This is a genomic window from Micromonospora sp. NPDC005806, from assembly GCF_042871425.1.
Taxonomy (GTDB): domain Bacteria; phylum Actinomycetota; class Actinomycetes; order Mycobacteriales; family Micromonosporaceae; genus Micromonospora.
The window spans coordinates 150,755-163,561 of record NZ_JBIAIL010000009.1; the positions used below are offsets into that span (position 1 = coordinate 150,755).

The 12,807-nt window shown below is 72.2% G+C and carries 15 protein-coding genes; all 15 read left to right on the forward strand.

Translation table 11 applies throughout. The features are described 5' to 3' along the window. Nucleotides 1–26: 26 nt before the first annotated feature. The 15 genes from ACFYOS_RS12790 to ACFYOS_RS12860 all read left to right on the forward strand — a co-directional run bounded on the left by ACFYOS_RS12790 (nt 27) and on the right by ACFYOS_RS12860 (nt 12,806). On the forward strand, nt 27–557 hold the full coding sequence (locus ACFYOS_RS12790; RefSeq protein WP_387139420.1) for a hypothetical protein: 531 nt from the start codon (nt 27–29) through the stop codon (nt 555–557). Further along, a complete protein-coding gene (locus ACFYOS_RS12795) occupies nt 554–1,660 on the forward strand; it encodes a C40 family peptidase (protein WP_387139423.1) in 1,107 nt (368 codons plus the stop codon). The genes ACFYOS_RS12790 and ACFYOS_RS12795 overlap by 4 nt, the downstream gene beginning before the upstream one ends. Before the next feature lie 102 nt (nt 1,661–1,762). Then, nucleotides 1,763–2,647 (forward strand): hypothetical protein, encoded by an 885-nt coding sequence (locus ACFYOS_RS12800; protein ID WP_387139426.1) that lies wholly within the window; start codon nt 1,763–1,765, stop codon nt 2,645–2,647. After that, on the forward strand, nt 2,644–3,756 hold the full coding sequence (locus ACFYOS_RS12805; protein WP_387139429.1) for a DUF4314 domain-containing protein: 1,113 nt from the start codon (nt 2,644–2,646) through the stop codon (nt 3,754–3,756). The genes ACFYOS_RS12800 and ACFYOS_RS12805 overlap by 4 nt, the downstream gene beginning before the upstream one ends. Further along, the gene (locus tag ACFYOS_RS12810) at nt 3,749–4,051 is read left to right on the forward strand and encodes a hypothetical protein (protein ID WP_387139432.1); all 303 of its coding nucleotides are present in this window, start codon (nt 3,749–3,751) and stop codon (nt 4,049–4,051) included. Before ACFYOS_RS12805 ends, ACFYOS_RS12810 begins: the two co-directional genes overlap by 8 nt. A 269-nt stretch (nt 4,052–4,320) precedes the next feature. Then, nucleotides 4,321–5,454 (forward strand): AAA family ATPase, encoded by a 1,134-nt coding sequence (locus ACFYOS_RS12815; RefSeq protein ID WP_387139435.1) that lies wholly within the window; start codon nt 4,321–4,323, stop codon nt 5,452–5,454. A 13-nt stretch (nt 5,455–5,467) separates the two neighbouring features. Next, complete coding sequence (locus ACFYOS_RS12820) at nt 5,468–7,066, forward strand: VWA domain-containing protein (protein ID WP_387139438.1); 1,599 nt, start codon at nt 5,468–5,470, stop codon at nt 7,064–7,066. Nucleotides 7,067–7,269: 203 nt separating this feature from the next. After that, nucleotides 7,270–8,268, forward strand: a complete 999-nt coding sequence (locus ACFYOS_RS12825) for a DUF4192 domain-containing protein (RefSeq protein ID WP_387139441.1) — start codon at nt 7,270–7,272, stop codon at nt 8,266–8,268. A gap of 44 nt (nt 8,269–8,312) precedes the next feature. Continuing rightward, nucleotides 8,313–8,729 carry a hypothetical protein gene (locus tag ACFYOS_RS12830; protein WP_387139444.1) on the forward strand — a complete coding sequence of 139 codons (417 nt, stop codon included), beginning with the start codon at nt 8,313–8,315 and terminating at the stop codon, nt 8,727–8,729. Between the two features lie 1,027 nt (nt 8,730–9,756). Continuing rightward, nucleotides 9,757–10,389, forward strand: a complete 633-nt coding sequence (locus ACFYOS_RS12835; RefSeq protein ID WP_387139447.1) for a hypothetical protein — start codon at nt 9,757–9,759, stop codon at nt 10,387–10,389. Between the two features lie 31 nt (nt 10,390–10,420). Continuing rightward, nucleotides 10,421–10,666, forward strand: a complete 246-nt coding sequence (locus ACFYOS_RS12840) for a hypothetical protein (RefSeq protein WP_387139449.1) — start codon at nt 10,421–10,423, stop codon at nt 10,664–10,666. Between the two features lie 179 nt (nt 10,667–10,845). After that, nucleotides 10,846–11,169 (forward strand): hypothetical protein, encoded by a 324-nt coding sequence (locus tag ACFYOS_RS12845; RefSeq protein ID WP_387139452.1) that lies wholly within the window; start codon nt 10,846–10,848, stop codon nt 11,167–11,169. Between the two features lie 35 nt (nt 11,170–11,204). Next, nucleotides 11,205–11,591: a hypothetical protein gene (locus ACFYOS_RS12850; RefSeq protein ID WP_387139456.1), complete on the forward strand. Its 387-nt coding sequence runs from the start codon at nt 11,205–11,207 to the stop codon at nt 11,589–11,591. 88 nt (nt 11,592–11,679) lie between these two features. Beyond that, the gene (locus tag ACFYOS_RS12855; protein ID WP_387139459.1) at nt 11,680–11,841 is read left to right on the forward strand and encodes a hypothetical protein; all 162 of its coding nucleotides are present in this window, start codon (nt 11,680–11,682) and stop codon (nt 11,839–11,841) included. Nucleotides 11,842–12,488: 647 nt separating this feature from the next. Further along, on the forward strand, nt 12,489–12,806 hold the full coding sequence (locus ACFYOS_RS12860; RefSeq protein ID WP_387139462.1) for a hypothetical protein: 318 nt from the start codon (nt 12,489–12,491) through the stop codon (nt 12,804–12,806). Nucleotide 12,807: the final 1 nt, after the last annotated feature.

The window sequence follows — 12,807 nt, forward strand, 5'->3', positions numbered from 1 at the left end:
CATCTGCTGCGAAGGAGACCTGCCCCGTGAGCACCCACTGCTTCGTCGGCACCACCGATGTCGCGAACCCGCACCTCGTGCACGCCCGGTTCGTGCTCTTGGACGGCCAGCCGAGCGTCGTCGTGCCGACCCTCGCCGCGATCTGGGTCGGCCGCGCCCGCCGCGACGCCCACGCGCTGAACACCGCGATCCTCGCCTCCGACTGGGAGTACCTCGACCCGGCTATCACCGCCGCCACCGAATCCGGGTTCGCCGGGCAGCGCCCGGTGCCCGGCGTCGGCATGACCCTCGCCAGCACGACCGACGGTGCCATCGACGCGCCGGAACCGGTCACCGTGCTCCCGTTGTCCCACGCCCGGCACCTCGACGTGGAATGGATCTACCTGATCGACCCGCTCACCGCCACGGTCGCCGTGCACACCGACGACGGGCAGCACCTGGCCCGCTACCGGCTCGCCGGCTGCCTGCCCCCGTCACCGGCTGCCACCTGCACCCCCGCGAGCCGCTCCCCCGCAGCGCGCTACGCCCCGCGGCCGCCGGTAGGAGCCCCGCGGTGAGCGGGCGCGGTCTCGCCGCAATCGTCGCCGCGGTGCTCGCCGTGCTGATGCAGTGCGCGGGCGGGATCGGAATGCTGTTCACCGGCGGTGGCACCGCCTCGGCCGCGTGCAGCGGCAGTGTCGGCCCAGGCCGGCAGCCGTTGCTGCCCACCGTCACCGTGTCCCCGCCCGCTGCGGACCTCGGGGGCTGGACCGGTAAGCAGGTCACCAACGGCGCCGTGATCGTGTCCGTCGGCGTCGAGCTGAAGGTCCCGCCTCGAGGCTGGGTCATCGCCCTGGCCACCGCCATGCAGGAGTCCACCCTGCGCAACCTTCCCGGCGGGGACCGCGACTCGGTGGGGCTGTTCCAGCAGCGCCCGTCCCAAGGCTGGGGCACACCCGCCCAACTACAGGACCCGCGCTACGCGGCCGGCAGGTTCTACCGGGCGTTGCTGGGCGTCGACGGTTGGCAGGCCATGCCGTTGACCGACGCCGCGCAAGCGGTGCAGCGCTCCGCCTACCCCGGCACCTACGCGAAGTGGGAGGACGACGCGATCGCCCTGGTCCGCGTCCTGAGCGGTGGCACCCTCGCCGGGCCCGTCGGAGGGGATCTGGAGCAGGCGATGAGCAACCCGCTGTGCCTGTTCGACGCAGGTGACGGCCAGCCCGGCGGCGAGCAGGTGCCGCTGCCGGCGGGGTTCACCCTGCCTGCGGGCACGCCGGGCCCGGTCGTCACGGCGGTCGGCTGGGCCCTGGCGCAGCTCGGCAGCCCATACACCTTTGGCGGGGACTGCACCGCACCACACTCCGGCATCCCCGCCCGCCAATGCGACTGCTCGTCGCTGATACAGCAGGCCTACCGGGCCGCCGGCGTCACCCTGCCCCGCACCACCAGCGAGCAGATCCACGCGGGCCGGCCGGTCACCGATTACCGGGACCTGCGGCCGGGGGACCTGCTGTTCATTCCCGGCAGCCGTGGCACCACCGCCAGGCCCGGGCACGTCGGTCTCTACCTCGGGCAAGGGCTGATCGTGCAGGCCCCGCACAGCGGTGACGTCGTCAAGATCAGCCGCCTGTCGGCGTGGGCCGAGCAGCTCGCCGCCGCGCGCCGCGTCATCGGCTGAACCACCGCATTCCCAAACCGTTCACGGATCCCGTCGGCCGGGGCGGCCCCTTCTGGGCGCCGGCCGCTGCGGATCCCCCATCCCTTCGGAGAGGACATGACCGTGACCGACACGGACCACACCAGCAGCAGGAAACAGCCGGGGACCCGGCCCGAGGACCACACGGACTGGGTCGCCTTGGGCCGCCGGCTGCAGAACATCCAGAACACCCTGGTCCACCACGAGAAGACCCCGCGCTACGGCGACGACTACTACGCCGAGGCGCTGCGCCGGCTGCTGACCGACTCCCGCTGCGGCTGGATGAGCACCGCGGAGCACCAGTGGCTGCTCGACCTGCACACCCAGGTGGACCGGCGCAACGCGCAGGAGGCGAACCGGCGGGCCCGTGAGGCCCGTGCCCGCTACGCCGCCGCCTCCCGCAAGATCCGCGCCGAGCTGGCCGGGTGGCTGCGCCGGGTCACCAATGAGCGGACCGTGCCGGCCCGCTACCGCCGTGAGGGGGTGCTGCTCGCCGCCGATTGGCTCGACCCGGCCACCTCCGCATCCCCGTACGCCGGTCTCGAGACCAGCGCCGCCTTCAGTAGCTCCCAGCAGGCGCCCGTTTCGCCGGTCGGCTCGGACGTGCTGCTGGCGTTGCGGAACGCGGGTGAGCGTGAGGGACGGCTCGCCGTGGGCTGGTGGCAGCAGCACGCCCTCGAGGGGCGCGGCGCGTCCGAGCAGGCGCGGAGCGCCCAGGCGGTCCTGGACGGCATCGACAGCAGCGACGACGGTGTCCTGGCGGCGTTGCCCCGCTTCGACGTTGCTGGCTACGACGCCGACCGCTACCAGGCCCACGCGCCGGCTGGCGCCCCCGGCTGGTCGGAGCTGCCCGACCACGATCAGGCGCTGGTGGTCGACGCGGTGCGGGACGGGTTCACCGACGCCGTCCGCGACGGTGTCGCCGCCCGCTGCCACGCCGTCCTGACGGCACGGGAGGGGACCCGATGACCTACCAGCCTGGCGAGCGGGTGGCGCTTGAGCACACCAGCGACCCGCACACGCTTCTGCGTCCGGGTGACGAGGGCACGGTGCGCCACTACAACCCGGACCAGCAGGTCCTCGAGGTGAACTGGGACAGCGATTCCCGCCTGTCGATGCTTCTCGAGGCCGGTGACCACGTCCGGCGGCTCCCCGCCCCCACTGGCGACGCTGGCTGGGAGCAGGTGCTCGACTCGGTGCGGGTCGCGGGCGCGGCGGCTGGCCGGGACGCAGCCGTGTGGTGGGCGCAGAACGTCATCGGCGGGAGGACCACCGGCGACGTCAGCGAGGTCGCGCGGCAGGTGCTGGCCGGCATCGACGACGTGGACCCGCCCGTCATTGACGGGCTGCCCGCCGCCGACCGGTACGTCCTCGCAGAGGACAGCGACCGGTATGCCGAGCACGCCCCGCAGGGTGCTCCGGCGTGGGAGGACCTGACCGCCCGGCAGCGCGACCAGACGCGGTGGGCGTGGTGCGACGGGTTCGAAGACGCCGCCGAAGCCGAGGTGGCCCGGCAGTGCCGGATCGTGCTGCACCCGCACGGCGACGACCGGGACATGAGCCACCTGGCTCCCGACCGGGTGCGCCTCGGCGGGCCGGGCGTCTTCGCCGGGGACTGGGCGTGGACGCCGAACGGCGACGGACAGATGCGGATCCCGGTCGGGTTCGTCGGCACGCTGGTGGACACGTGGAACGGGTGGGCGGTGTTCACCTGCACCCGGCAGGTGGCCGAGGCGATCGTCGCCGACCAGCGCGACGCCCGCGACCGCTACCGCCGCCAGCTCGCCGCCGAGGGCATCAGCGGCCAGCGGCAGGACCGGATGGTCGACGAGTCCATGGCGCGGCTGTGGTTCGACGGGGACGTCATCGTCGCCCACGAAACCCGCGTGCACGACGACCCGGGCGCCACCGAACGGATCAGCCCCGACTCGGACGGCCGGTACATGGTGATGGGCCGCGCCTGGACTTGGCTGCCGGTGCACCCGTACGACTGCGACCGGATCGCAGGCGACATCCCCGACCCGCCCTCCGCCGCCGGCACTGCAGGAACGCCGACGGCGGGAGCAGCTGATGCGTGACGACGTGACTGACGTGTTCGGCGAGTACGCCCACGAGGACATCCTGCAAGCCCTCGTCCTGAGCCTGCTGACTAGCGCTGACCTGGACGAGCTGTGCGATGACGCCGACCTGCCGCAGCTCACCTACGACGACGGGCTGCCGGTGACGATCGCGTCGGCGCGCACGTGCCGGGACGCGGGGGTTCTGACGTTGGACCGTGGGGTGTGGCTGGAGCTGTCCGACGGCAGCGTGTTCGGGCTGACTGTGCAGGTCTCCCGCCGCCCCCGCGGCGAGGTCACCCTCCGCCGCAGGTAGCCGCACTGGCCCACCGCGCCGGGCCGACTTGATCAATCCCGGCGCGGGTGCGTTCCTTGTCGTCGCCCACCACCCGATGGCGGCGACATCACCGATCCGCAGCCCTGTCGGGGTGCCTGCTGAGCACCTCACGGAGCTTGCCGGCCGTCCCTGCCAACGGGGCCCGGCCCGTCAACCGCCCCGTCTCCACCGCGCGGACACCGCACCAGCATGCCCGCGCACCCGGAGGCGGGGTGCGCGGGCCCAACCCCAGATGACAGGAGGCCTGCATGGACCCTGCAACCTCAACCCCGATTACCGGTGACGGCTCCCCCACACCAGAGCCGGGTGACGGCCGCCGGCCTGGCTACCTCTACCGGCAGGTGGCCGCTCATCTGGCCGCCAACCCTGATCAGGTGTTCAAGGTCGGGGAGCTGACCACGGCGATCGCCGCCCGCTCCACCGGCGCGGTGTTCGAAGCCTTGAAGAAGATGGCTGCCGCCGGGTACGCCGCGCACCAGACGGGCCCGCACCGGTTTCAGATCACCCAGGCCGGGATCGACGCGGCCGGGGCGATGCCACCGCCCGCCCCGCGTACACCCCGCCAAGGTAGCCGCGGGGCACGTCGGCGGCACCCCGTCGCCCGCCCGAACGGTGACCTGTATTTCCCGCGCAAGCTCGCGGGTGCCACCGACGTGGACGTGCTGCGCAGGCTGCGCGAGAAGCGTATCCCGGTGCTGCTGTACGGGCCGCCCGGCACCGGCAAGACCGCCCTGGTCGAGGCCGCGTTCCCGGACCTCCTGACGGTCGCCGGGACTGGGGACACGGTGGTGGAGGACTTCCTCGGCAACTTCATCCCGCTGCCCGACGGCGGGTTCGAGTTCGTCTACGGCCCCCTCGTCACGGCGATGCGGGAAGGGCGGGCGCTGCTGGTCGACGACGCCACCCTCATCCCGCCGAAGGTCCTCGCTGTGCTGTACCCGGCGATGGACGGCCGGCGGGTCATCACCATCCCCGGCTACCGCAACGAACACGTCGAAGCGTGCGACGGGTTCTACGTCGTCGCCGGCCACAACCCCGGCGTGCACGGCGCCATCCTCACCGAGGCCCTGGCATCGCGGTTCGACGTGCACATCGAGGTCACCACCGACTGGGACCTCGCCCGCCACCTCGGCGTCCCATCCCCCGCCGTGCAAGCGGCCATCGCGCTCAACGCTGACCTGGCGGCGGGGCGGGTGTCGTGGGCGCCGCAGCTACGCGAGCTGCTCGGCTTCGCCCGCGTCCGTAAAACCCTCGGCCTGGCCGCGGCCATAGGCAACCTCGCCGGTCGCGCCCCCGAGGACGACCGGCCAGCGGTCGTCGCCGCCCTGCAACAGCACTTCGGCGCGGACGTGACCGCGCTGACCCTCGGCAAGCAACGCTGAAAGGAGCACGGACATGCCTCATCCCGCCACCCATCAACAACCCGGCCACACCACCCCGGCCGGCGGTGATCCGGACTGGCAGGCCTGGAGCGACGCGTGGACCCGGCACATCCCGGTCCTGACCGGCCGCACCGACCTGACCGTCACGGTCGCCCCCGGCGCGGGCGGCGGCGCCCCCGCCTGCTTCTACCCCGACAGCGCCCGGATCGAAGTCGACGCCACCCACATCGGCGCACCTGACGCCGCCAACCCGAAGCGGGCCGGCCACAAGCGGCTCGTGCCCACCGCCTACGGGCTGCTCGTCCACGAGGCCGCGCACGCCGCCCACAGCCAGTGGCGCACCCCGCCCGGCACCCCACCCGTGGTTGCCGCCGTCGCCGAGGTCCTCGAGGAGTCCCGCATCGAGTACCGGCAACGCAGCCGTCGGCGCGGGGACCGGCGGTGGCTGCGCCACACCGTCACCACCCTGATCAGCCCCGGTGAGGCCCCCGTCGACGACCCATGGCACGCCGGACACCTCGCCGGGCTGCTCCTCGCCCGCGTCGACGCCCGCATCATCACCGCCAAGGACATCCGCGGCGTCCGCGCCGCTGTCACCGCGATCCTCGGCCGCAAACGCCTCCTGCAGCTGCGAGACGTGTGGCGGCAGGCCCACGCCACCGACGACTCCGACGCCGACAGCATGGTCGACCTGGCGTGGCGGTGGTGTCGCATCCTCGGCATCGACCCCCGTCTGCAGCCGCAGACACCGGTACCGGATCCGGGGTTGTTCGCCGGCCGGCTCGCTCAGGCCCTGACCGACTACCTCGCCCACGCCACCGGGCTCACCCCCGCCGAGTACCGGGCACAGCAGCTCACCGCCCGGTTCTCCGCCCCCGCGACCTGGAGCCGACGCGAGCCCACCGACGCCGAACGCGCCGCCGCCCGCCACCTCGCCGCACGGCTGCGCCGCGCCCGCACCCACCAACCCGAACCCGACACCCGGCCCAGCCTCATCCCACCCGGCAGGCTCCGCACCCGCCACGCCATCACCGCCCAGGCGCAGCGCGCCGCCGGCACCATCCCCACCGCCACACCGTGGCAGCAGCGGGCCGCGATGCCGCCGCCGAAGCCGACCCTGCACCTGGGCGTCATCGTCGACGTGTCGTACTCGATGCACCCCTACGCCGGACCCATGTCGTCGGCGGGGTGGATCCTCGCCCACGCCGCCCGCAGCAGCGACGCGGTCACCGCCACGATCGCGTTCGGCAGCGACGTCACCCTGCTCATCGGCCCACGGCAGCGTCCCACCCACGTGCAGGACATGAATACCTTCGGCGGCAGCAGCACGTTCATCGACGCCGTGAAACTCGCCGACGAGCTGCTGCACCTGCGTCAACCCGGCAGGCTGCGGATGCTCGCGGTTGTCTCCGACGGCGACCTCGATGACATCCCGGCGGCGCAGCGGCTCGTCAGCGCTCTGCACCGGGCCGGCTGCGCCGTGTTGTGGCTACGGCCCGCCGACCTGGACGGGCACACGTTCACCGACGCCACCACCGTCCTGGTCGCCGACCCGGTGCAGGCCACCGGCCACATCGCCGACGCCGCCGTCGCCGCCCTCGAGCAGGCCTGACAACAGCCAGCTGACCGGCCCTGGACAGACGGCCTCCGCCGAAGCCAGACGCGGCGGATGGTTCCGCCTGCCTCCTCGACGGACAACCGATCGGTCCTTCCCCCGCACCGCCTGCAGCCGCTTGCCCGGCTAGCCGCGCGACCGCGCACCCCGGGCACGGCGGCACCGCCGTGCCCGGGCTCCCTCACACATTTGGAGACATCGTGAGCGACCAGCACCGCCTACCGGTCACCTCACCGGCTGACCTGATCGTCGCCGTGCCCTACCTGCTCGGCTTCCACCCCACCGACAGTCTGGTCCTCGTCGGTGTCGCCGGCACCCGCGTCGCCGTAGCCAGCCGCGCCGACCTACCCGACCCCGCCGACGCCGTCGGCTGGGCCGACGAGCTGATGCCTCAACATCTGCGCATGCTTCACCACGCGGGCGTGACCACCGCGATCATCGTCGGCTACGGGCCCGCCAGCCGGGTCACCCCCGTCATCGACACCGTCACGCCCCGGCTACGTGATGGCGGCATCAACGTGTTCGACGCGCTGCGCGTCACTGACCGCCGCTACTACTCCTACCTCTGCCAGGAACCCACCTGCTGTCCCATCGACGGGGTGCCCTTCGACCCCGACCGCAGCGACCTCACCCTGCACGCCATCGTCGCCGGTTGCAGCACCCTGCCCGACCGGCGGGCGCTCGTCGCCAGCATCGCCCCCATCGACGGTCCCGCCCGCCACGCCGTCACCCGCGCCACCTACAAGGCCCGGGCACGCCGCCGCACCCTCTCTACCGAGGGTGGCCGGGACGCGCTGATCCGCGCGGGCGAGGACATCGTGCGGGAAACGTTCGCCCGCTACGCCGACGAGCAGGTGCTGACCGACGACGAGCTGGCCTGGCTCACGGTGCTGCTGCCGATCACCGCGGTCCGCGACGCGGCGTGGCGGGCCACCGACGCGCAGCCCTGGCATGTCGCGCTGTGGAGCGACATCACCCGCCGCGCCCAACCCGACCTCGCCGCCCCACCCGCCAGCCTGCTCGCCTTCGCCGCCTGGCGCAGCGGCGCCGGAGCGTTGGCCTCCGTCGCCGTCGACCGGGCCCTGCAAGCGAACCCCGCCTACTCCCTCGCCCAGCTCATCGACCGTGCGCTACGCGAAGGGCTCCCCCCGTCCGTGCTCGACGGCTGGCCCGACCAGGACTTCCCCACCACGCCCTGACCCCACGCCATCACCGGTCACGCCACCATCCCGGAAGGAAACCTGTGTCTGACTACCTCGAGGTCCTGCGACACCTCATCCGCCCGGCGGGTTTCGCCCTCGACGCGGACGAGCGGGACCAGACCTGTGCGCAGCATCCCGACGCCGTGTGCGCGCTGTTCGCGGCAGCCTGCACCATCGCTGCCGCCGACGCGCAGATCGCCACGCTGGCCGGCGCGGCGAACCTGCTCTGCGACGTGCACTCCGACGCCGACATCAACACGGTCCTGTCCATGCGAGAGCACCTCGACCGCGTCGCCGACGCCCTCACAGGGGCCCTCGCCCAGCGCGACAAGGCCACCGCCCGCCTACGGCAGGCCTGCGACGCCCTCACCGACCTGGGCACCGGCGTGATCACCCGCCCCGGCGGCAGCACCCCTCCCGCTGACCAACCCGACAGCGCATACCCGGCCACGCCGTGACCACAGCTGCCTAGAGCCCACCGACAACGCACCGGCGAGCCGGCCCTCTACCGGCACCGCCGGCAACTCCCGCGCCCCGCGCCGCATTCCGGCCGCGGGGCGCCTCCACACCCATTCACCGAAAGCCAGTAGGGGAGCACACCGCAGATGACCAACGCGGACGTCCCACCCCGCGAACCGGCACTCGAAACAATCCTGCGCACCAGCTGGGAGACCTTCCACCCCGGCCAGCAGGCACCACTGGGCTGGCTCACCCACACCACCGCCCAGGTCGTGTCCTACCTGCGCCAGACCCAAACCCCGCCCGACATCGCCCGGCACCCGGACGCGATCGACCGGTTCCACCGGCAACTGCGGGAAGCGCTCGCCGACGCCGTCTGCACCGAGCAGGTCAGCATCGACGCCGCGAACAATCTCCTGGAGGTCCTCGACCTGCCGCTGCTGCCCCGCCGCTGGCAGGTCCGCCTCACCTGCCCCTGCTCATCGACATCACCGCCACCACCCGCGAGGACGCCTTCACCAACGCGGAGAACACCATCGAAGCCGCGCTGGCCGATCTGCCCGCCAGCATCGAGTGGGACGGGCAGGAAGGCTACGAAGCCCTTGGTGGTGACCTCGACGCCGACGAGCCACTGCGCCAGGACGGCGATCGCACCGCCGACGGCTGACAGTCGGCGTCCTCCCGTGCACGCGCCGGCACTCCACTGGGCCTTGCACAAGCTGCGGCGCCATCAGGGTCCCGGCCCTGCGCGCTCTCGTCCTTCCCTTCGCGCGGCGTCCCGGTCCCGACCGGGACGCCGCCGCTGCTTTCTCCCAGGAGATAGTGATGTCGTATCGCATGTGGTGGCGCACGGAGGACGTGCTGCCCCTCGCCGAAACCACCATCGCCGCAGCCCGCCGCGGTTCCCGGCGACGCCGCCGCGCCGCGCTCCTCTTGACCAGCGGCCCCGATGGCCTCTCAATGACCGGTTCACCCGGTCCCGCCGGCCAGCACCCCACTGCTCCCAGTGCGCGGGCGGAGACCTGGGTGCGGCCCGCCACGGCGCCGCCCGCGCCGGAATACCGGGTGGTGCTCCCGCTGCGCCGCTACCGGATCGGCCGGCGCAGCCTGTGGCGCCTGCTCCGGAAGGCAAGCCTTCCCCGGTTGCACTGGATCAGCATCACCGTCGACCCCTCCCGCGGCGGCAGGCTTCGCTATGAGGCGGCTGCCAACCGAGATGATGTTCTGCCGCCCGGGGCCACGTGGACGCCGATGGCCGTCACCTGCCACGTCGTCGCCGGCGGGGCGTTCCGCGCGCTGGTCGCCGACGGGCACACCAGCGTCGACGACGGCGCGGTGCTCGCCCGGTTCCCCCGCTACGCGGTGCAACTCATGGCCACCCACCTCGACGGGCTGCGGCTCGGGGACATGCCCGGCGAGCACCCGCTGCGCTTCGACGGCGCCACCGTCGTCGAGTGGGAACACGACGAGCTCGGATTCACCCGCCGCATCGAGTGCGACCGCATCAGCCCCGACGCCAACGGCTGCTACGCCATCGGCGCCTACCAGTGGCCATGGGCACCGCTGCCCACCTCCGACGACGGCACCCACCAGGAGGATGCCGCCACCGGCCAAGACCAACCGCTGCCGCCCTCGCCTTGGCCCGCGACGCCGACCTGATCCTGGCCGAGATCAACCACACACCGTCGAGGTGCAGAACGAGGGCAGCGCTCGACTACGCACACCCGGCAGACCGTTCGGCACCTACAGCACCTGCAGCTTCCCCGCCCACGACCACACCACCAGCACCGGCCGCAACCGCGAAGCCCTCGATGTCCCGGCACCGACGCGGTGCCGCCGCGGCGGCCAGCGCGCCCATTACGACGAACTGCTGCTGGACTGCCGGCACGAAAACCCCGCCACCGGCGGCTGCCTCGTCAACCGCCGAGACACCTAACCCGCCGGGCGGGGCCAGGGAGTCGTCCACCCGATGTCGCGGCGACGACTTGATCTATCCGGAAAGTCGAGCGTCACTCGTCGCGGTCGCCACGCCGGCGGACCCGACAGCGGCCCTGCGCACCGCTGGCCAGGGTGGCGGCCACCCGAGTCGCACCCGCACCGGAAGGGCAACCTTTGATGTCGCAGCCGCACCGCCGCGCCGCACCGCCCCACGCCACCGACGTCCTGCTGTGGCTCCTCGCCACCGACGTCGCCGCCCAGCACCTTGCCGACCCCGACCGGCCCGGCCACTGCGCCAACCTGCGCTGCCACAAGGAGACGTACCCGTGTGCGCCGGCGCGCGACGCCTACCGAGCGTGCCGCACCGCGACCCGGCCCACGCTGCTCGCCCGTGGCCGGGCGCGGGTCATCGCCCCTGCCACCGCAGCGGCACGGTTCGCCGGCTGGTTCCGGCCTAACCCACCACAGCAACGGCCGACGTCGGCGCGGCGAGCCGCCTGACCTTGGCCGCATAGGCACCTGCAGAAGGAGACACCATGGATCCATTGGCCGACCCTGGCAAGCACGTCGGCACCACCAACGCGAACCTCAGCGTCGGCGACCCCGACCTCGGCAAGTCACGCCTGCTGTCGCGGCAGTGCGATACCTGCGTATTCGCCCCTGGCAACAAGATGCACCTCACCCCGGGTCGGCTTCGCGATCTGGTCGCCGAAGCCCGAGCCAGGGAGTCATTTATCATCTGCCACTCCACGCTCCCCCACTATAAGCACCCCGACGCCAAGCCGGCGATCTGCCGCGGCTTCGCCGACCGATACCACACCCAGGCGCTGCAGCTCATCGAACGGCTCTTCGGCTTCGTCGAGGTCGACCCGCCACAGCCTGCCGGCCCGCAGCGAGGGCCAAACCGCACCACCGCGACGTGACATAGCCCCACGGCACCCTCCGACCCGCCGCGCTTTGCGAAAGGGACGCTGCAGCGGATCGCACACCGACAGAAGGATCTGGCCCATCATGGGCACCGAAGAGCTCATTCACCGCCAGGACGAGATCGTCGACGAGGTCGGTTGGGCGGTCATCCTTGTCATGCCGGCCGCCGACGACCCCGACGGCGGTACCTGCCCCTGCTCGGGGTCGAGCCGTTGCCCGTGGTTCAGTTCCCGCCGGTACCGCTGAGCCTGAACTCACGGTCCAGGCGATTGACGCCGTCGCCGGCGATCGCCCGGCTGTTGCCGCTGCGCATGGCTTGCTCCGGTCGCTCTTGGAGTCGGTAAGCAGCCAGCCGCGCCCCTCGTAGCGCTTCGCCTCCAAGGTGACGATGTAGCGGCGGTTGCCGCTGGGTACCGGCACCGGCGAGTTGTTGGCCCGGTAGGTCGGCCAGTAGTTGGTGTAGTCATCACATGATGTGATGGTCGCTGTCGCAGGACTGGCGTCCAGGTGCAGTTTGGTCACCTTGGTGTCGGCGGTCCGCGTGGGCTGAGCATCGGCGGGAGGTATTCCCGGACGGGCTGTTCGCTGACCTCTTCCGTCCGGGCGGGGAGGTCCGTCGGTGCCGGGCGAGGTGATCGCGTCGGTGTTGGTGTTGCAGACGCTTGCGGACCTGTCCGACGCCGAGGCGATGCAGGCGCTGCGGTGTTACCTGCGGTGGAAGGTGCCGTGTGGGCTGCCGATCCACCACGGGGGTCTCACCGACGACGTTGATGGTCTGGCGGAACCCAGTGCGCGCGGATCGTTAGTGCAGCATCGATCCAACCTGTTGCACCGCATCTACGATGAGTGCACCGCGACGACGGAGGTGCATCGTGCGACGGCATGTATGGTTTGTGGCGGTCACCCTGCTCATCGGGACGATCATCGACATCACCGCGAACGTCGTGCCTCTGCCGCAGAGCTGGCGAGCCCACCTGTGGATCGCCTGGCTGGTGCTCGCCGCTGCGCTGGTGGGGTTGATTGTGGTGTCCGTACTCGAACGGTGCAACGCGGAGCGCTCGCCGTCAGTCCCACCGCCAGGCCCAGCCGTCCGGCAGGACATCATCGCCGCCGGACCGGGCGCGATGGCCAGCGGCGCGATCAATGGCAACGTCGTCCACCACCATCACGCGCCGCTGCCACCGGCTAAGCCGGACGCGGAAGGCCGGTGAG

Excerpts from the sequence above, each read along its gene's own strand:
- ACFYOS_RS12805 (WP_387139429.1), top strand. The coding sequence starts at position 2,644 with ATGACCTACCAGCCTGGCGAGCGGGTGGCGCTTGAGCACACCAGCGAC.
- ACFYOS_RS12810 (WP_387139432.1), top strand. The coding sequence starts at position 3,749 with ATGCGTGACGACGTGACTGACGTGTTCGGCGAGTACGCCCACGAGGAC.
- ACFYOS_RS12815 (WP_387139435.1), top strand. The coding sequence starts at position 4,321 with ATGGACCCTGCAACCTCAACCCCGATTACCGGTGACGGCTCCCCCACA.
- ACFYOS_RS12820 (WP_387139438.1), top strand. The coding sequence starts at position 5,468 with ATGCCTCATCCCGCCACCCATCAACAACCCGGCCACACCACCCCGGCC.
- ACFYOS_RS12845 (WP_387139452.1), top strand. The coding sequence starts at position 10,846 with ATGTCGCAGCCGCACCGCCGCGCCGCACCGCCCCACGCCACCGACGTC.
- ACFYOS_RS12850 (WP_387139456.1), top strand. The coding sequence starts at position 11,205 with ATGGATCCATTGGCCGACCCTGGCAAGCACGTCGGCACCACCAACGCG.
- ACFYOS_RS12855 (WP_387139459.1), top strand. The coding sequence starts at position 11,680 with ATGGGCACCGAAGAGCTCATTCACCGCCAGGACGAGATCGTCGACGAG.